Source organism: Paenibacillus sp. J31R109, from assembly GCF_059692055.1.
On the sequence record NZ_JCAUAR010000002.1, the window covers coordinates 590,067 to 608,360 of the forward strand.

Consider the following 18,294-nt stretch of genomic DNA (forward strand, 5'->3'; position numbering starts at 1 on the left):
TCTCGCTCGTGCAAAACGACCTTCTCCTAAAAAACTCTTTATCCTAGTATACGTCAAAATAGAGCCAATCCAAACAAAAAAATCCATGGTTGAACCAGGGATTTTAGCGAAACATTCTCCATTTTTGTGTGAGATAGCGCCAAATGTCTTCCAGCATGACGAAACTTTCCTTGCGATCCAACTTATTTCCAACATAAAAACCGATAAGAACAATAAATCCAAAGATCAGCATATCCCAAAATCCGAAGAATAAGTAAATAAAACCGAAGAATATTCCTGCTGTCACTCCGATTACTTTGCCCCTATGGAACTCCCATAGTTCATTCCACATATGTGGATTCACCTCTATTCGACCCGGCTTTTAAACGTTGGGGCAGATTGCACGATGTTCGCTACAAATACGGTTACGGAAGCTACAGGAATACCGGTAATATCTTCTATGTAACTTTTCACTGTACCTTGCATGTCTTCAGTCAATTCCGGTATCGAGCTTTCTCCATCTACAATGGTTCTAATCGTAATTTCTAACCCAGATTGATTCACTCTCACGCGTGCTCGCAGATCCTTCGCACCTTTCGTACGACCAGCTGCTTTCAATGAAAGGTTTTCAACCGTCTCGATGGAAATACGAATATCCCCGAAATCAGTACGTTGATCAATTGATGGCGCCTGTGAGCGTCCGCGGCGAAGCGTTACGATGAGGAAACGCACAGAAATCAGCAGCATAATCAAACTAATGATAATGCCCGGATAAGCATAGCTCTTCTCGTAATAAAAATGGCTAAGCGTACTACTTGCTTGATCAAGTGGGATCCAGCTAGATGCTGTGAACAATACAAAGATCGATGCGACGAAAATAATCAGGCTATAGAAAAGTAGTAAGAGCCTGTCCACAATTTTACCCACTACGCTTGTCCCCTTCCTAAGTTAGAGGAAACCCCCTGCAACCTGTAGGGGGTTTCAATTGATCCATATGGCTCAGCATTACCGCCTATTTTACACGATGGGTAGCCGCTGGTTCTTCGTCAACCGGTTTATCCGCCTGCTTAAAATGCACATCATGAATATGAACGTTAACCTCAACAACGTTAAGACCCGTCATTGATTCAATGGCCATTTTCACATTATTCTGAATATCACTCGCAACTTCAGGAATACGATTTCCATACTCAATAATGATGGAGACGTCAATGGCAGCTTCACGTTGTCCGACCTCTACCTTTACGCCTTTGGACAAATTCTTGCGCCCAAGTAATTCAGCAATGCCGCCAGCTAATCCGCCACTCATCCCCGCTACACCTTGCACTTCCACCGTTGCCAAACCGGCAATGATTTCGATAACCTCGGGGGCAATCTGGATGCTGCCCATGTCTGTCTTGACGTAATCCGGAGCGATTGTGCTCATTGTGGCACCTCCTAAAAGTTTTGCGCCAGCAAAACTGGCTTCGAAAGCATAAACAAAATTGAAGCAAATTTACTTATATAAGCTAAAAAATTGGGGCCAGCTCATGCTGGCTTTGAAATAAATGGGATAAGCCATCTTAATTTATTAGTATAACATTTCGGTAAAAATATGACAAATGATTGTCTTACGATTCTGGATCGTTCACATCGTGCTCTTCTAAGAACTTAATATCATGGTCACCCTTGATAAATTTCTTATGTTCAAGCAACTTCAAATGAAACGGTATCGTCGTATTCACACCATCGACCGCGAACTCATTAAGCGCTCTTTTCATACGGTTAATGGCTTCTTCACGTGTGCTTCCCCAAACGATCAACTTCGCGATCATGGAATCATAATGCGGCGGAATCGTATACCCCGGGTACACAGCGCTATCCACACGAACACCAAATCCACCAGGCGGCAAATAAAATTTCACTTGGCCAGCCGATGGCATGAAGTTCCGGTTCGGATCTTCTGCATTGACACGGCATTCGATTGCCCATCCATTAATGCGAACGTCCTCTTGTGCGAATGACAACGGATTGCCTTCAGCCACGCGGATCATTTCTTGAATGATATCAACGCCTGTAATCATTTCTGTAACCGGGTGTTCCACTTGGATCCGTGTATTCATTTCCATGAAATAGAAATTACCATCTGGACCCAACAAGAATTCCAGCGTTCCCGCTCCGGAATAATTCACAGCTTTCGCCGCACGTACCGCTGCTTGCCCCATCGCTTTACGTGTTTCCTCCGTTAGAATCGGACAAGGCGCTTCTTCAACAAGCTTTTGTCTACGACGTTGTACGGAACAATCACGCTCGCCTAAGTGGACGACATTGCCGTGTTTATCAGCTAGGATCTGAATTTCAACATGCTTCATACCGGTTAAATACTTCTCCAAGTAGATACCTGCATTTCCGAATGCGTTCTGTGCTTCTTGTTGAGCGGCAGTAATCTGCTGTACAAGCGTTTCCTCGTTCTCAGCAATACGGATACCTTTACCCCCGCCGCCAGCTGTTGCTTTAATAATAATGGGATAGCCGATATCGCGTGCAATGACTACAGCATCCTCAATATCCTCAACTAAGCCATCGGAACCCGGAATAATCGGAACTCTCGCTTCCTTCATCGTTTGCTTGGCAACCGCTTTATCCCCCATACGAGAAATCGCATCTGGCGATGGACCAATAAACGTGATGTTGCAGCTTTCACAAATTTCTGCGAAGTCCGCATTTTCAGCTAGGAAGCCATATCCAGGATGAATGGCATCACATTCCGTCAACGTTGCTACACTCATCAAGTTAGTGAAGTTCAAATAGCTGTCTTTGGATGCTGTAGGCCCAATACAATAGGCTTCATCCGCCAATCGAACATGCAGGGCATCTCGATCTGCTTCTGAGTATACAGCTACCGTATAGATGCCAAGTTCACGGCATGCACGGATAATACGAACTGCGATTTCTCCACGGTTCGCTATAAGAATTTTATGAAATTTCATGATTTGCCCTCCTAAGAGCTCTTCGTGCGAAAAACTTACGCTGTCAGCATAAGCTTGCACACGCAACTACTCCGGTCTAACCAAGAATAAAGGTTGTCCATACTCTACTAGCTGTCCGTTCTCAACGAGAATCTCAACGATCTCGCCTTTCACTTCAGCTTCTATTTCGTTCATTAATTTCATAGCTTCCACGATACATACAACACTTTTATCCGTTACTTTAGAGCCGATGCTTACGAATGGCGCGGATCCTGGTGATGCAGACTGATAGAAAGTCCCTACCATCGGAGATACAATCTTATGTAAAGATGAATCCTCTTGTTTGGCTTGTCCGTTCGCATGAACTGGTGCTTCAAGAGCAGCAGATGCTGGCGCCGGGTTAGCATAGTTAGGTTGACCAATCGGTGCGTATGTGTGTTGAACTGGGGCGGATACATAAAGAGGCTCCGCTTTATTCGGCTTACGAATAGAAAGGCGTGCACCTTCATTTTCAATTTCAAGTTCTTGTAAAGAGGATTGATCGACGAGTTTAATTAACTCTTTGATTTCACTCAATTTAAACATTCAAGTCACTCCTTTAGACGTTGGTGAATCCTTTAAAAATGCGTTTTCATAGCCGCAACGTATGTATTATACCCATAAACGCACGAAATGGAAAGAGTCCAGTTTATCCGGACCCTTTCCATTGGCAATTTGAGAAGCGAAAACTTCACTAAAATCCCTACGGACGAACGTATTGGATCTTGATGTTTTCTGGCGTTGCTCCTAGTTCTTTCACAACCATATCCACGATGGAAACACCTTGACTTTTCTCTAATTTATCAGCTTGAACCGTCACTTTCCATTTACTACCATCTTGATTAATAACTGCTTGCGGGAAGTCTTGAATGAGCAGATCTTGCAGGTTTTCGATTTTCTCTTGCAGATCTGTTAGAGCTGACAAATCGTTCGTTGCTTTTGCTACGGCTTCAGGCGTTTTCTTGGCATCCAAAATGATGGTCATTAGGTCTGTCGAAACTTTGCTGAAGTAGTTATTTTGTTTGACTTGTTCATTCGTGAAATAGTCGTTAGCTGAAGTTGTTTTGGCTTGCTCCTCAACTTGTTTCAATACTTGATCGTCTGTTTTGGATGTCGTAGTCGTTGTTTTTGTCGCGTCTTTTGTCGTAGTTTTGGAGCTATCTTGTGTCGTTGTTGCCTTCGTATCTGTTTTTGTTGAAGTTTGCGGCGTTGTCGCTTTCGTGTCGGATTGTGTCGTAGTACCATTTGTTGCTTTTACATCTGTTTTGGCACCTGTGACCGGATCCACTTGCGTCATATCAATTTTTACTTCTTGTGATTTAGAAACCGTCTCCGTTGATGCTAGGTCTAGTTTGTTAACATCTTCAGTGAACAGATAATACGCGGAGAGTACCACCATCAAGCTAAGCATAGATACGAGCCAAATTGTTTGTCTTTTTGCATTCATTGTTTATTCCTCCTCAAAGTTTTTCGCCAGAAAACTGGCAGCGTAAGCATAAGCCTTAGAATAGTTGAATGATTTCCTGAACTTATTCCCCTGTTTTGCGCGGTAAAATCGAAATTTTACTCGCTTGAACATCCATTCCTCGCTCAACGGCTTCCATAATCATCTTCTTCACCGTGAGATTTTCTGCCCCTTTTGCAACAACGATGACACCTCTAATTTTGGGTTTAATGTATTTGAGCACAAGCGGCTTCTGGTCACCTGACACTTGATATATAACGACTTCACCGCTTCGCGTTACCTGGGATATATTGCGCGTTGCCCCGCCATTGTCGCGTTCTGTCGTCATGGTTTGATTATCGTTATAGTTTTTGTCAACGGTCATTTCCTCCGTAGATTCAATGGTAACGAGTACTTCCACCTCACCGACACCCACAATCTTTTGTAGGATGCTTTTCAGTTGGTCTCCATAAGCTTGTTCGTAATCATGAAAGCTTGCGTTTTCCTTTGATGAGCTTCCCGCAAATGTTTCTTTAGTCTCTACTGGTGGAGACGCCCTGCCTGTGCCAATGGGATCCAGATCTTTTACATTTATAAAGGCATTGATTATCATTAGCGCGGCTCCTAAAAGCCCAACCATGATGATCCACAGCAACGTATTTTTACGTTTAGGTCCACCTGGTCCGCCGCCGAATTTGTGCTCCATCCATTGCAGCAATGTTCCCATCGATTCACCTCGCCATCCATCCTTTGCTTTGTGCTGCTGCGATCTCGATTTTGGCAGGATCAACTAGCCAATTGCGTGAAATCCCTTGCTTAAGTCGATCCTTTTCTTGCTCACTTGGCGTTACTGCTGAGCTTGCCTGTGTATCGCCCTGTGTACTTGCCATACGATCTTGCCCACTCGCTGCAGACCCGATTTTAATTGGATCTACGGGCTTAACAGGCTCCATGGCAGCTATGCTTTTACTTCCGGTTACCGGTTGTTTCTTCGCTTCTATATCATCAAGGGTCACCTTCACACTCAAAATGCTGGGCTTCCCGTTATTGTCTACCTGCACTTGCACTTGTACATTCTCGATTGGCCATTCCGTTTGTTTCTGAACGTCTTCTTTGATCAATGCAGCTAATTGGGTCTGAACTACTTGCTGTGTTTTCTTTTGCTCGGCATCTTGCATTTTGGATGCATCCTTTGTAATAGCTTCTAGTGACTTCATGTGTGTCTGATTTCCAAAGCCTCCAGCCAACATTGTTTTCTCATTCTGCGCTTTCTCTGCTTGGCTTAACAGCTGATCCATGTTCCATTCCTTCTGGAACAGCTGAAGCACTGGGGTAAGCAGCGTCAAGAGAATAAAAAGACTCAAAACCGTCTTCACGTAGCGCTGCATCGTATTGCTTGGGAGCAGAAGATCAACAAACGTCGCGAGCATAATGACCATAATGACGGTTTTCAGCCATCCTGCTAACCAATCCATCGCCTGGCTCCTTTCATCTCATCATGACGGAGACATTGCTAATCGTGATCATGATGGTCAGGGCAAGAAAGAACATTAAACTTACTGCCGCTAATGCTGCAAAAACGTAAATTAAGCTTTTACCAATTGTCTGTAGACAAGCTATGATCGGACTATCACCTAAAGGCTGCATCAGTGCCGCTGATAAGTTGTAGATGAAGGCCAGGGTTAAGATCTTAATAGCTGGGAAAGCGCATAGGAGTACGAGGATGACAACTCCTACAAGCCCTATCGCATTTTTGACTAATAAAGATGCTCCGATTACGGTTTCTGAAGCATCCGAGAACAGTCGCCCCACGACCGGCACGAAATTCCCGGTGATGTATTTAGCCGTTCGTATCGCAACCCCATCTCTTACAGCTCCTGCCGTGCCTTGAATGGAAATGACGCCAAGGAAGACAGTTACGAATACGCCTAGCATGCTTAAACTGACGGTACGGAGTAGATTAGCCAACTGTGTGACCTTAAACTTATCGCTGAGTGAACTTACAATGTGCAGCACAGCTGAGAAAAACAAGAGTGGGAAAACAAAGACATAAATGGCTGTTCCGACCGAGTGGATCATGAACACGATCAGCGGATGTAGGATGGCTACCGAAGTTACATTCCCCATGGAGGCTAATAAAGTCAGCAGCAAAGGCATTATCGCGAACATGAACTGAATCATGGATGAGATGGCTGTCTTCGCATATCCGATAGCAACACTGAAGCTGTTGATGGCAATGATAATCAGTACCATATAGGTAATCGTGTAACCTAATTTACTAACCGTATTTCGTTCAAAGGAGCTTTGCAGTGTTTCAAGAATCATGCTGAATACGGTCAAGACGACGATGGAAGCTAGTAATTTGCCATTGATAATAATTTCATGGAAAACATAACTCAGAAGGCCTTTGAAGATACTTTTCATGCTAATGCCCTTGGTCCCCATGAGCAGCTCCATGAAGGTTGGTGGCTTATTTTCAGGAAAATAGCCTCCATACTCCTTCATCAGCTTATCCCAATATTGCTCGACCGGTTCCGTATTTAAGCGGTTGGCTTGCTCCTGGATAATGATATCCGTAGGCGATTCAGCAGTTAACGAACCTGACAATCCGAGCCAGAGGCCCATTGATAAAATAAACAATAAGATCCACCGGTTGTTCAGCTTCTGGTGCGAATAAAGTAGGGGCATGCGTGTCACTCCTTAGGTGAATCTTCTAAGCAGGGAGCAGTTTAACTACTGTCTCGATGATCACTGTTATGATGGGAATGGCCATGACCATGATGAGCACTTTACCTGATAGCTCAATTTTGGAAGCGATGGAATCTTGACCCGCATCTCGAACGATCTGTGCGCCGAATTCGGCGATATAAGCAACGCCTATTATCTTCAGTATCGTTTTGAGGAAAACGATGTTCACGTTCGACTTCACTGCTATATCCTCAAGGACTTGGATAACCGCTGAAATTTTGCCTATTAAGAACAAGAAAATCACAATGCCAGTAAAGGCGGCTAACAAAAAGGCAAACATCGGTTTCTGTTCCTTGATAATAAGTGTCAATATCGTAACGATGAGTCCTAGTCCTACGATTTGGATGATTTCCATCAGACCACCTCATTGGAATAGGAAAATAGTTTTAATTTCTTTAAACAAGTTATCCAACATACTGACGACCATAAAAAGCACGACCACGAAGCCAATGACCGTGACCCAGTGTGCCATATCCTCTTTTCCCATTTGCTTCAACACCGAATGAATCATAGCAATGATGATTCCGATGCCGGCGATTTGGAAAATGGCATTCACATCTACATTCATTCCTGGCACCTCACTCCGCCTTCAAGGAACTTGTCATGCACGGATAAATGACCCTACTAATACATTAAAATCACGACTAACGCGCCAATTAGGACACCTAGGCTTTTCCACATTTTCTCGTAGCGTTGCTGCTCATCTCTGGCGTCCGATTCTTCTGATTGAAGTTGGCTGATCGCTAGTCGCAAGTGCTTGATTTGGTCACTACGATCTGAAAGCCCCAGCACTGGCCCCAGTTGAAGAATAACTTCTTGTTCTGCTTGTCGCATGGAGGTTCTCGCCCAGACTTCCTTCACCGTCTTTTGCCACAAATCTTTGGTTGACTCACCATAACTTCTTAATAACCGTTCCGACATTAAACGGAATAAGGTAGAAAGCGGATCAGCTACTTGCTTGCTTAAGGAAGCAAACGCTTCTGGTAGCGGCGTAAGTGCGTAAGCAATTTCCGTTTCCATTCGGCCAAGTGCTCCGATAAGAGCGCGAATTTGCTTGGGACGTCTTACATAATGGGCAGCCTGCAGAAAGCCATACATGGAAGCTGCACTAAAGATTAGAACTCCACCAACAAATTTCAGCATCTCCATCGTCCTTTGCTTTCGTCATCCATCCCCCATTGCCTTACCTTGTTGATCCAGAATCCGAAAGGAAGCTGAACCACCTCTTCTTCTCTGGAGGATCACATATTTCATAAACACGCCTTCCTCCATCAATTGGCGAAGTACGGGGCGTCTACGGACATCCTCATAGTTGGCGCCATGTGCGGTTGCTAGAACACGAATCCCCGTGTGCAGGGCTTCATGAATCGCATCAGCATCCTCAGATCGTCCAATTTCATCCACGATGAGGACTTCGGGTGATAAGGATCGAATCATCATCATCATGCCTTCCGCCTTCGGACAACCGTCTAACACATCTGTGCGAGGGCCTAAATCGAATCTAGGCACTCCTTTGACACAAGCAGCCAGCTCGGAGCGTTCATCAACGATTCCTACTTTTTTACCAGATAGCGAGCTGTTTCTTGCTCCCCATTCACCTCGGCTTATCAGTCTTGCCAGATCACGAAGTAATGTGGTTTTACCTTGTTGCGGCGGTGAGATGATCAGGGTGTGATGGATGTTACCCATGCTCTGATCAACCAGTTGCGGTAAGATCTCCTGACCGACACCTTGAATCTCGCGCGCGATTCGAATGTTAAAGGAACTGACATCTCGGATTTGCTTCACTTGACCTTGGTCAAGAATCGTTCGCCCAGCCAGTCCAACTCGATGACCGCCTGAAACGGTGATATATCCTCTTCGCAGTTCTTCTTCAAAGGTGTAGAGTGAATGATTCGTCAGCATCTCCAGCAAGGTTAGGCAATCTTGCCTCGTTGGTTTGTAAGCCAATGCTTCCTGCGTGATCATTTGCCCACGCTCGCTTACGAAGGCATAACGGTCAGCCCAGCTGATTTCAAGGGGACGCAACTCTCTCACCCTGATTTCTTCTACGCTAGCTTGTACGTTCGGCGGGAGTTCGCTAAGCATTAATCGGATGTTCTGTGGCAACAAGTGTGAAATACTCGCTAGCATGGGGAGACAGCCCTCCAAGTTGTCCAGTCTTCTATATTTATTTCTATGCTTACTAGAAAGAAATATGACCGATTACTTTTTAATAATCCCAATAAACAGACAACTGACACCTGCAATGATCCATAACATCTTTCCATATGATAGTTTTTCAGCTATGCCTACTAATCCAATTGTTGTGGTAGTTAATAGTACTAGAGGACCTACTAGTGCTAGAGCCGAATTCACCAGCAGCGCTTTCTCAATCGTAGCTAGCCGGAGCATAAGAATAGCTGCAATAATTTCGATACTCCCCGACATCATACGTAAGGAAGCCATCGTAAGTACGATCTTATTCATGAATGGATACACCTCCTTTTTCCCTACCTTATGCGAGCTCGTCTCATTTTAGGCATGCTGGGCACCTCCATTTGCGCTCATGCATATGCTGTACACATAATTGATCCTTCGAAGGACAGTGAGGAGAAATACCGATGGAAGTGACCTCTCAATTAAAATGGAACCCCGTTCTAGCCGACCCTACAGGAAGAAGGCAACTGAAACCAAGAACGTTGGGGAAAACGATGGTGATGGATAAAGGGCTAGGCATGCTAGCCTATCAGGATTTACTTCACACCTCTCATGCACATGTTGATATGATCAAGCTTGGTTTCGGTACATCACCGCTCTATCCACTAGCTGTGCTGCGAAGCAAAATAAACCTGGCCAAAGAGAATAACATCCTTATTTATCCGGGGGGTACTTTTCTGGAAGTGGCCGTGCGCCAGGACGCGGTAGATTCTTTTTTTGGCATGATTCGTGCGCTTGGCTTTAATAGCGTTGAAATATCTGACGGTACCATTCAAATGGATCGCAGAACGCGAAATGAGCTGATTATCCGAGGATTAGATGAAGGATTGGAAGTCATTACGGAGTATGGAAAAAAAGGTTGGGGCTCGTCCATTGAATTATCTGAATTAATTGAGACTGTTCTCATCGATACGGAATTAGGTGCTTCCCTGGTAACGATTGAAGCGCGTGAATCGGGTATGGGGGTTGGCATTTTTGATGGGCAGGGGAAATGTAAAGATGAAGAGCTGCATCGTGTTCTTACATCTATTTCAGGGGATCTGCTCTTGTGGGAAGCGCCACTAAAAACGCAACAGGTTCACCTGATTAACTCACTCGGTCCTGATATTCATTTGGGCAATATATCGCCTGATGAAGTCATCGCGTTAGAAGCTTTGAGGAGAGGACTGCGTTCTGACACGTTGTTCTTAGGTACCAGAAAGGATTAACACATGCATATCGAGGTGATCGCATCTATCTGCGAAGCAAGAAGTGACGAGTTTCTCCATAAAACCGTCATTGTCGTCGATGTCTTACGTGCGACAAGCACAATCATCACCGCACTGATGAATGGCTGCAAGGGCGTAGTCCCTGTTGATACGGTTATGAAAGCGAAGGAATTAGCTCGAGAGGGCGATTTACTTGGCGGAGAACGTTATTGCAAGAAAATTCCAGGGTTTGATTTTGGCAATTCGCCGCTGGAATACTCACGGGAAGCCGTACAGGGCAAGCGTATCATTTTGACGACCACAAATGGCACAAGAGGGATCCAAAAAGCGACGAAAGCCGATCGTGTGCTGGCTGGAGCCTTAATCAATGGTAAAGCTACTGCTGAGGCAGCCATCGACCTGAAAAGGGACACCGTGATCGTCTGCGCGGGTACGCAAGATGTATTCTCTTTGGAGGACGGCCTCTGTGCCGGTCTCATCTTAGATGAAATCGCATCTATACTTGGTGAGAATCAGATGATGACGAATGATTTTGGCTTAGCGATGCGCGGCTGTTATCTTGAAGCTAAAGAGCGATTATTGGAAACCTTGCTCGCCTGCATGAATGGTAAAAAAATGAAAAAGTCCGGCTTCCTCGCGGACGTCGAACTTTGTGCCAAAGTCAATATCACGGATTGTGTGCCCGTTCTTGAACATGATCTAATGGTGCTCTATCAACGATAGGCTGCCCATTCGTTCTAAATACAAGCCCCCTTCATAAACTAAATTGACGACACTGAAGACGACGAGGGGTTTTGTTTATGAACGGTGATTTGCTATTGGTGATTCTTATTATCATAGGTCTGATAGGTCGCTCGCCAATTATTACAACCGCGGCTTGTCTTTTACTTGCCGTTAAACTAATTGGTCTTCAGCGCTACTTCCCAACCATGGAGCGCAAAGGACTGGAACTTGGCTTGCTGTTCCTGACAATCGGTGTGTTGGTTCCTTTTGCCAGTGATCGTATCTCAATGAAAGATATTCTCTCCGTCTTTACGACTTGGCCTGGAATCATTGCCCTGCTTGGAGGCGCAATTGCGACTTATATGAACGGTAAAGGTTTGGAGCTACTAAAAGTAGACCCACAATTAATTGTGGGTCTTGTCCTTGGTTCTATATTTGGCATCTTATTTATGCGCGGCATTCCGGTAGGTCCACTAATGGCTGCCGGAATAACGGCATTTTTAATGAAGCTTGCTTATTTTATTGCGGACAAGCTCCAATAGATGTCAATGTTATCTACGATCTTCTGGACCACCAACGAAAGCTTGCTCTGCTGTATCTAACCCGTACGCCGTGTGAAGCGCACGAATCACATCTGTTAATTTCGAATTATCGATCACACATGACATTTTAATCTCAGATGTACTTACCAAAGAAATGGTAATTCCAAGATCGGAAATGACTTTGAACATGGTTGCAGCAACACCTGGTGAACTTACCATGCCTGCACCAACAATCGATACTTTGACAAGATCAACTTCGGAAGTTACTTCACGGTAACCAACTTCAGCGCGAAGTTGCTCGAGAACGTCAAGAGCTTTCTCACGATCCGCTAAGTTCGTTGTGAAAGAGAAGTCTGCAGATCCGTTAATTACACCGCTTTGAACGATGATGTCAACGTCAATTTGCACTTCAGCAAGTGCTAGGAAAACCTTCGCAAGTTGGCCTGGCTTTTCAGGAACACCCAGAATACTAATTCTTGCTACATTTTTGTCATAAGCGATGCCACGAACGACGATTCCTTGCTCCATCACTGCTTCCTCCTTCACATTGGTGCCTTCATTGTAATTAAAGCTTGAACGTACCACGAGAGTCACGTTGTAATTTTTTGCATATTCAACTGCACGAGGATGAAGAACTGCAGCTCCTAGGTTGGCAAGCTCCAACATCTCATCATAGGAAATTTCGGCAAGCTTTCTGGCTACTTTGACAATACGAGGATCCGTAGAATAAATGCCATCAACATCCGTATAAATTTCACAAAGATCTGCTTTAATCGCTGCGGCAAGAGCAACTGCTGTTGTATCCGATCCGCCGCGGCCCAGCGTCGTAATTTCGCCTGCTTCGGTCATCCCTTGGAAACCAGCTACGATGACGACATTCCCTTGTTCAATCGCATTCAGAACGCGCTGTGGTTGAATATCTGTAATCCTTGCTTTACCATGAACAGGCTCTGTAAAAATGCCACTTTGCCACCCGGTGTACGAAACCGCTTGTTCACCAAGATTATGTATGGCCATTGATAAAAGTGCTACGGAAACTTGCTCGCCCGTCGTCAACAACATATCCATTTCACGAGCCGGAGGGGCTCCATCGTAAATTTGCTTAGACAAGTCGATTAAATCATCCGTTGTATCTCCCATCGCAGATACGACAACAACACAGCTGTGTCCAGCTTGTTTACGCTCTACGATTCTTTTTGCAACTCGTTTCATTCGCTCCGCATCACCGACAGAGCTACCGCCAAATTTCATCACTATAAGAGACAAAGCTGACCCACTCCTAACACATACTAGTGCATAACAATTCAATATTATAGCATATAATTGGCGGACTGTGGTAAGAAAAGAAAAAAAGCCTTTCGAACTCATACGAGTCAGAAAGGCTTTGTTGATTAATGATTAGTTGCTCGCGCGGGAAAGGTATTTACCGTCATCTGTATCAACGGAAAGAACATCGCCTTCGTTAATGAACAGCGGCACCATCACATTAAGACCTGTTTCCACTTTCGCATTTTTCAAAGCACCTTGTGCTGTGTTTCCTTTGACACTTGCATCTGTTTCAACAACTTTCAAGTCAACGCTCTTCGGAAGGTTAATCCCTAGAATTTCACCTTGATAGCTCATGATTTTGATGTTCATGTTTTCTTTCAGGAAGTTCAATTCCCATTTCAATTGCTCATGAGCAAGGGAAATCTGATCGTAAGTCTCCGTATCCATGAACGTGTACTCGTCGCCAGCTGCGTACAAGTATTGCATTTCACGGTTCTCGATGTGAGCACGTCCAACGTTCTCACCAGCACGGAAAGTACGTTCAACCGTGTTGCCGTTACGAAGGTTCTTCAGCTTGGAGCGCACGAATGCTGCGCCTTTACCTGGTTTTACGTGTTGGAAATCTAGAACTGTAAAAATGTCATGCTCAACTTCAATCGTAAGACCTGTTTTAAAATCGTTTACTGATATCACTTGTAAATCCCTCCGCTAGTCAATGATAAGAAAATCTTTGGTAGAATGTGTAAGTATTTTAATGCCTGTCTCAGTAATTACAACGTCATCCTCAATTCGAACTCCACCAAAATCAGGGAGATAAATACCAGGCTCGACGGTAACAACCATACCAGGTGCTAAAATCGTTTCTTCGGTTTTCGACACGCGAGGTGATTCGTGAACCTCCATCCCTAACCCGTGTCCGGTCCCGTGACCGAAATAATCGCCATAGCCGCGCTTTACAATGACATCGCGAGCGAAAGCATCGCCTTCTCTGCCTGTAATGCCCGGTTTGAGGTTAGCCAAGCAATGCAATTGTGCTTCTAGGACAATATCATATATTTCTCTATGCTTGTCTGTCGGCTTTCCTAGCATAACCGTTCTTGTGATGTCAGAGCAATAACCTTTATAATACGCTCCAAAATCCAATTTGACAAATTCGTTTATTTGGAGAATACGATCACTTGCTTTACCATGCGGTAATGCAGAACGTTCGCCAGACGCCACAATTGTCTCGAAAGAAGTTGAGGTTCCTCCATTTTTGCGAATAAACACTTCAATTTCAAGCGCGATGTCTAACTCTTTGACACCTGGTTTAATAAAGTTAAGGATATGTGAAAAGGTTTGATCGGCCAAATCTGCCGCTTCTTGCATCACTTGCAGCTCAGCTTCATCCTTCACCATACGAATCAATTCAACAAGACGGGACGTCGGAACGAACTCGATGCCTGGCAGACCTTGTTGATAGTTCAAGAAATCACCGTAAGACACATCGCTTTGTTCGAAGCCTAATTTCGTGATCCCTTGCTTCTGCAAGAGCTCAGTAACTGTCTCGATCGCCTTTGCCTTATGTTCAACCACTTCAAACAGTTTGGCTTGCTGCGGCGCTTGTGTCATATAACGGAAATCTGTTAATAAAATGGCACGGTCTAACGTTATAAGTACATAGCCAGAAGAGCCTGTGAAACCAGATACATATGTACGGTTATATGCGTTCGTGATGAGTAGCGCCGGTAAATCCTGCTGTTGCATAACCTCGCGAAGACGTTCAATACGTTTCTCCTGCATCCAAATCACCATTCCTTCTTAAAGTTTTGCTAGAGCAAAACGATCTTCGTAAGCAAATGCTTACAGATGGGGTAGTAAAGCTCGTAGGCCAAGCGCATAACTGTCAGCGCCAAATCCACAAATTTGACCAATCACAACGGGTGCGATGACCGAATGATGACGAAATTCTTCACGTTTATGAATATTCGAAATATGAACCTCTACCGTTGGCAATTGAACTGTAGATAAAGCATCACGGATCGCATAGCTGTAGTGAGTGAAGGCACCAGGATTAATCAGTATGCCGTCCTTCGTACCGTACGCTTCATGAATTTTATCAATAATCTCGCCTTCATGGTTAGATTGGAAGCTCTCTAATTCAAGTGAAAGCTCTGTTCCAAGCTCGTGCAAACCCTCGATGATTGAGGAAAGTGTTACCGTTCCATATACGCCAGGTTCACGTATGCCAAGCATATTCAAATTCGGACCATTCAAAACTAGAATCCTTTTCAATTGGAAATCCTCCCGCAACAATCGTCATTGACAATTAGCCCGTTTCAGCTAATTAACCTTTGATATTTTACCATAAGTTTCATGTCTTGGGTATAGCCTCTGAAGATCTAACGCTTGTATATTCAATAGCAATGGAATACCCAATAAACATCCCCCATACGAGGAATAAACAAACTTCGCTTATTATCGTATTTAGATCTAACTCTGTTATCCAAAACACCATTCCAGTAATAGGACCTACGATCAAGTAAATAATCGCCCACCAGAGCGCCCCATAGCCTATTCCCCAGAAAGGACTGCGCAGTTTCCACATGGTCACCATATATAGGAAGGCCGCGACTATTGAAAATAATGCAAACGCTATCCACCCCGTAAACAAACCCATCCACGTGTTAAAGAAATCATGTTTGAAAAAAGGTTCAACAAGAAAACCAATACCTATTGTTGTAAATTTAAAATAATTTTCGACAATTTTGAGAGCACCCCAAATTAGCCCAGCAAAAAAACCGATATATAACACAAATACCCAGCGATTTGTCTGCTTTTTCTCCACGGCATGCGCACTGCTCATCTGCGATCTTCCTTTCTCTACCGATACGGCTTGTCTTATCATTGGCAATCATAGTATGTTCTGTCGCTATCGGTAGCATTCAACACCTGAATCCGTTACAATAAGAAAGTGAGTAACTGAATTCGAGAAAGATGAGAAGGTGAATCTTGTGGCAGAACAAAACAGTATATACGGAGGACAAGCCGTCATCGAGGGCGTCATGTTCGCAGGAAGAAATGTGCATGTAACCGCTGTGCGCAAAAAGGACGGTTCTCTTGATTTTCTAGAAGTACCTAAGAAAGTGATTCCATGGGTTCAAGCACTTAAGAAAATTCCTTTTATCCGAGGCATTGTAGGAATTGTTGAGTCCAGTGCCAAAGGTGCGCAGCATCTAAATTTCTCAGCAGAGTCATTCGCCGAACAAGAAGGTGATGCTGAAGCGACGAAGAAGGAAGAGAAATCAGGCATCTTCTCTAACATATCTATGTTTTTAGGCGTAGCCTTCGTTGGTGTCCTATCTTTTCTGTTTGGAAAATTTATTTTCACCTTAGTTCCGGCTATAATTGAACAGTTTTTGTTTCAAAACGTATTTAGCAATCAAATTCTTCATAATCTTATAGAAGGTGTAATCAAAATTATTTTGTTGGTGGGGTACATTTACTTCATCTCACTTACACCTATGATTCGGAGATTATTCCAATATCATGGCGCAGAACATAAAGTCATCAGCGCTTATGAAGCTGGCATGGAATTAACCGTCAGCAACGTTCAAAAATTCAACACACTTCATTATCGATGCGGCAGCAGTTTTATCGTTTTCACCGTTTTGATCGGGGTCGTCATTTACTCGTTCCTACACTATGACGGAATGGTCGAGCGCATTGTACAACGTCTAATCTTGTTGCCACTGGTAATCGGAGTTTCTTATGAAGTATTACGATTTACCAATTCCCTTCGTGAAGTACCTGTTCTTCGCTATTTAGGCTATCCTGGCCTTTGGCTGCAATTGCTTACAACCAAAGAGCCTGAAGACAGTCAAGTTGAGGTGTCCATTGCATCATTTAACCGCATGCTAGAAGCGGAAAAACGAATTATGGAGGGACGGGTATGAGAAGAAAGTTTTCCCCGATTGAGATTGCTATAGGAATTCTGATTGCCATAGGCTTAATCGTTAGTCTGCGTGTATTATTCATTCCTATTCTTGTGCTTGGGGCAATTTTTCTACTGTACAAATTCCCACCTTCCCGCTGGAAGAAACCATCCATGCCACGCGGGGCTGATAAAGGCAAAACAAAAAACGCGAAATTCCGCGTCATTAATGGCACGAAAGATGCCGATAAAGATGATTTTCCAAAATATCACTAAAATCACGATTTTTTAAGTGGCGGACGCATGACGAACTTGGCGTAATTTTCTTCATAGTTGCTGGCTGACCAGCCTTTGAAGTAGGCGTTAGCTGCTAGGTAACCCGATTCATACAGCGACATGCTTAACTCTTTGGAAATGTTAAACTGCGTGTTACCTACACCTAGCGTTGGAATTTTGACCGTGCGGAAGCGATTCTTCTGCTCAATGTAGCGTTCATCATGTGCGCTCAGCATGGTACTGAATAGTGCCTCTAACATTGTTATCGGTCCTCGGATCGTATGCGTAGGCGTATCGCTCTTCCCAACAAGTTGGAAACCAATGACGGGTACCAGCTTCGTGTTAGACATTTGCTTGTCGAACACCCATAACGGAAAGTTGCTCAGCAATCCGCCATCCACGATATAATTAAACTGCTCTGAGAAAGGCTTAGCCTTCTCGGAGCTTTTTATATTCCGGCGAATTCGCACAGGATCGAAGAAATAGGGAATGCTCGTGCTCATTCTCACCGCTTTGGCTACCGATAGTTTCCCAGGCTCGATGCCATATTGGGCAATATCATTTGGCAGTACTAGCAGCTTGCCTTGTGTAATATCAGAAGCTATAATCCGAAGTTGATTAGGTGCCAAATCTCCAAAAGTGCGAATACCTTTCGCCGCTAGTTGTTGATTTACCCAGTGTTCCAGGGCTTCACCAGAATAGAGACCTTTCTTAATCAACAAACGTGCCGCAGGGCCGATTATCTTTGTATTGAATATAGGAGAGCGCTGCATAAACGTTTTAAAAGGTGCTCGTAGGATCAGCTCCCTCATCTCTTCGCCCGTGTATCCAGCCGCCAAGAATGCGGCCACAATCGAACCAGAGCTTGTACCGGCTACTTCATGAAAGGTATATCCTTGCTCGTTGGCTGCACTAACACCTCCAGCCAAAGCAATCCCTTTGACACCACCACCTTCAAACACACCGTTAATCTTCATCCGCTGCATCCTCCCCTAACTCTCATTCA

Annotated in this window: 25 protein-coding genes; 5 read left to right on the forward strand and 20 right to left on the reverse strand. The window is 44.3% G+C overall.

Features of this window, described 5'->3' with window-relative positions; all coding sequences use genetic code 11:
* Nucleotides 1-103 precede the first annotated feature (103 nt).
* The 14 genes from AC58QT_RS08425 to AC58QT_RS08490 all read right to left on the reverse strand — a co-directional run bounded on the left by AC58QT_RS08425 (nucleotide 104) and on the right by AC58QT_RS08490 (nucleotide 9,627).
* A complete protein-coding gene (locus AC58QT_RS08425; RefSeq protein ID WP_310223276.1) occupies nucleotides 104-331 on the reverse strand; it encodes a DUF2273 domain-containing protein in 228 nt (75 codons plus the stop codon).
* Between the two features lie 14 nt (nucleotides 332-345).
* The gene (amaP, locus tag AC58QT_RS08430) at nucleotides 346-906 is read right to left on the reverse strand and encodes an alkaline shock response membrane anchor protein AmaP (protein ID WP_497282280.1); all 561 of its coding nucleotides are present in this window, start codon (nucleotides 904-906) and stop codon (nucleotides 346-348) included.
* 85 nt (nucleotides 907-991) lie between these two features.
* Nucleotides 992-1,405, reverse strand: coding sequence for an Asp23/Gls24 family envelope stress response protein (locus AC58QT_RS08435; protein WP_310223273.1), 414 nt, complete (start codon nucleotides 1,403-1,405; stop codon nucleotides 992-994).
* A 184-nt stretch (nucleotides 1,406-1,589) separates the two neighbouring features.
* A complete protein-coding gene (gene accC, locus AC58QT_RS08440; protein ID WP_497408519.1) occupies nucleotides 1,590-2,948 on the reverse strand; it encodes an acetyl-CoA carboxylase biotin carboxylase subunit in 1,359 nt (452 codons plus the stop codon).
* Between the two features lie 66 nt (nucleotides 2,949-3,014).
* Nucleotides 3,015-3,512, reverse strand: a complete 498-nt coding sequence (gene accB, locus AC58QT_RS08445; RefSeq protein WP_310223269.1) for an acetyl-CoA carboxylase biotin carboxyl carrier protein — start codon at nucleotides 3,510-3,512, stop codon at nucleotides 3,015-3,017.
* Nucleotides 3,513-3,669: 157 nt separating this feature from the next.
* Entirely contained in the window at nucleotides 3,670-4,413 is a 744-nt protein-coding gene (locus AC58QT_RS08450; protein ID WP_497408520.1) for a SpoIIIAH-like family protein, read from the reverse strand.
* Between the two features lie 82 nt (nucleotides 4,414-4,495).
* Complete coding sequence (spoIIIAG, locus tag AC58QT_RS08455) at nucleotides 4,496-5,137, reverse strand: stage III sporulation protein AG (RefSeq protein WP_497408521.1); 642 nt, start codon at nucleotides 5,135-5,137, stop codon at nucleotides 4,496-4,498.
* A 4-nt stretch (nucleotides 5,138-5,141) separates the two neighbouring features.
* Complete coding sequence (gene spoIIIAF / locus AC58QT_RS08460) at nucleotides 5,142-5,885, reverse strand: stage III sporulation protein AF (RefSeq protein ID WP_497408522.1); 744 nt, start codon at nucleotides 5,883-5,885, stop codon at nucleotides 5,142-5,144.
* 13 nt (nucleotides 5,886-5,898) lie between these two features.
* Nucleotides 5,899-7,098, reverse strand: coding sequence for a stage III sporulation protein AE (gene spoIIIAE, locus AC58QT_RS08465; RefSeq protein WP_497408523.1), 1,200 nt, complete (start codon nucleotides 7,096-7,098; stop codon nucleotides 5,899-5,901).
* 25 nt (nucleotides 7,099-7,123) lie between these two features.
* Entirely contained in the window at nucleotides 7,124-7,513 is a 390-nt protein-coding gene (spoIIIAD, locus tag AC58QT_RS08470) for a stage III sporulation protein AD (protein WP_310223261.1), read from the reverse strand.
* Nucleotides 7,514-7,522: 9 nt separating this feature from the next.
* Nucleotides 7,523-7,726 (reverse strand): stage III sporulation protein AC, encoded by a 204-nt coding sequence (spoIIIAC, locus tag AC58QT_RS08475; RefSeq protein WP_056614718.1) that lies wholly within the window; start codon nucleotides 7,724-7,726, stop codon nucleotides 7,523-7,525.
* 56 nt (nucleotides 7,727-7,782) lie between these two features.
* On the reverse strand, nucleotides 7,783-8,301 hold the full coding sequence (gene spoIIIAB, locus AC58QT_RS08480) for a stage III sporulation protein SpoIIIAB (RefSeq protein WP_497408524.1): 519 nt from the start codon (nucleotides 8,299-8,301) through the stop codon (nucleotides 7,783-7,785).
* Nucleotides 8,302-8,322: 21 nt separating this feature from the next.
* Nucleotides 8,323-9,291, reverse strand: coding sequence for a stage III sporulation protein AA (gene spoIIIAA / locus AC58QT_RS08485; RefSeq protein WP_497282295.1), 969 nt, complete (start codon nucleotides 9,289-9,291; stop codon nucleotides 8,323-8,325).
* A 72-nt stretch (nucleotides 9,292-9,363) separates the two neighbouring features.
* Nucleotides 9,364-9,627: a YqhV family protein gene (locus AC58QT_RS08490; protein WP_497282297.1), complete on the reverse strand. Its 264-nt coding sequence runs from the start codon at nucleotides 9,625-9,627 to the stop codon at nucleotides 9,364-9,366.
* A gap of 134 nt (nucleotides 9,628-9,761) precedes the next feature.
* Between AC58QT_RS08490 and comA the strand changes: the two genes are divergently transcribed.
* The 3 genes from comA (at nucleotide 9,762) to AC58QT_RS08505 (ending at nucleotide 11,830) form a co-directional block, all read left to right on the forward strand.
* Complete coding sequence (comA, locus tag AC58QT_RS08495) at nucleotides 9,762-10,565, forward strand: phosphosulfolactate synthase (RefSeq protein ID WP_497408525.1); 804 nt, start codon at nucleotides 9,762-9,764, stop codon at nucleotides 10,563-10,565.
* Between the two features lie 3 nt (nucleotides 10,566-10,568).
* Nucleotides 10,569-11,288 (forward strand): 2-phosphosulfolactate phosphatase, encoded by a 720-nt coding sequence (locus tag AC58QT_RS08500; RefSeq protein WP_497408526.1) that lies wholly within the window; start codon nucleotides 10,569-10,571, stop codon nucleotides 11,286-11,288.
* Between the two features lie 77 nt (nucleotides 11,289-11,365).
* Nucleotides 11,366-11,830, forward strand: coding sequence for a DUF441 domain-containing protein (locus AC58QT_RS08505; RefSeq protein WP_497282303.1), 465 nt, complete (start codon nucleotides 11,366-11,368; stop codon nucleotides 11,828-11,830).
* A gap of 9 nt (nucleotides 11,831-11,839) precedes the next feature.
* Here the strand turns inward: AC58QT_RS08505 and AC58QT_RS08510 are convergent, their stop codons facing one another.
* From AC58QT_RS08510 to AC58QT_RS08530, 5 genes are all read right to left on the reverse strand, one after another.
* A complete protein-coding gene (locus AC58QT_RS08510) occupies nucleotides 11,840-13,096 on the reverse strand; it encodes an aspartate kinase (protein WP_497408527.1) in 1,257 nt (418 codons plus the stop codon).
* A 132-nt stretch (nucleotides 13,097-13,228) separates the two neighbouring features.
* A complete protein-coding gene (efp, locus tag AC58QT_RS08515) occupies nucleotides 13,229-13,792 on the reverse strand; it encodes an elongation factor P (protein WP_171630165.1) in 564 nt (187 codons plus the stop codon).
* 15 nt (nucleotides 13,793-13,807) lie between these two features.
* Nucleotides 13,808-14,881, reverse strand: a complete 1,074-nt coding sequence (locus tag AC58QT_RS08520; RefSeq protein WP_310223240.1) for a M24 family metallopeptidase — start codon at nucleotides 14,879-14,881, stop codon at nucleotides 13,808-13,810.
* A 60-nt stretch (nucleotides 14,882-14,941) separates the two neighbouring features.
* Complete coding sequence (gene aroQ / locus AC58QT_RS08525) at nucleotides 14,942-15,373, reverse strand: type II 3-dehydroquinate dehydratase (protein ID WP_310223238.1); 432 nt, start codon at nucleotides 15,371-15,373, stop codon at nucleotides 14,942-14,944.
* Nucleotides 15,374-15,452: 79 nt separating this feature from the next.
* The gene (locus tag AC58QT_RS08530; protein WP_497408528.1) at nucleotides 15,453-15,944 is read right to left on the reverse strand and encodes a YqhR family membrane protein; all 492 of its coding nucleotides are present in this window, start codon (nucleotides 15,942-15,944) and stop codon (nucleotides 15,453-15,455) included.
* A gap of 199 nt (nucleotides 15,945-16,143) precedes the next feature.
* Here AC58QT_RS08530 and AC58QT_RS08535 point away from each other — a divergent pair, with 199 nt between their 5' ends.
* Both AC58QT_RS08535 and AC58QT_RS08540 read left to right on the forward strand, forming a co-directional pair.
* A complete protein-coding gene (locus tag AC58QT_RS08535; RefSeq protein WP_310225162.1) occupies nucleotides 16,144-17,034 on the forward strand; it encodes a DUF1385 domain-containing protein in 891 nt (296 codons plus the stop codon).
* The gene (locus tag AC58QT_RS08540; RefSeq protein ID WP_497282309.1) at nucleotides 17,031-17,288 is read left to right on the forward strand and encodes a hypothetical protein; all 258 of its coding nucleotides are present in this window, start codon (nucleotides 17,031-17,033) and stop codon (nucleotides 17,286-17,288) included. The genes AC58QT_RS08535 and AC58QT_RS08540 overlap by 4 nt, the downstream gene beginning before the upstream one ends.
* Nucleotides 17,289-17,290: 2 nt before the next feature.
* Here AC58QT_RS08540 and AC58QT_RS08545 read toward each other — a convergent pair whose 3' ends face one another.
* Nucleotides 17,291-18,265 carry a patatin-like phospholipase family protein gene (locus AC58QT_RS08545; RefSeq protein WP_497408529.1) on the reverse strand — a complete coding sequence of 325 codons (975 nt, stop codon included), beginning with the start codon at nucleotides 18,263-18,265 and terminating at the stop codon, nucleotides 17,291-17,293.
* Nucleotides 18,266-18,294 lie beyond the last annotated feature (29 nt).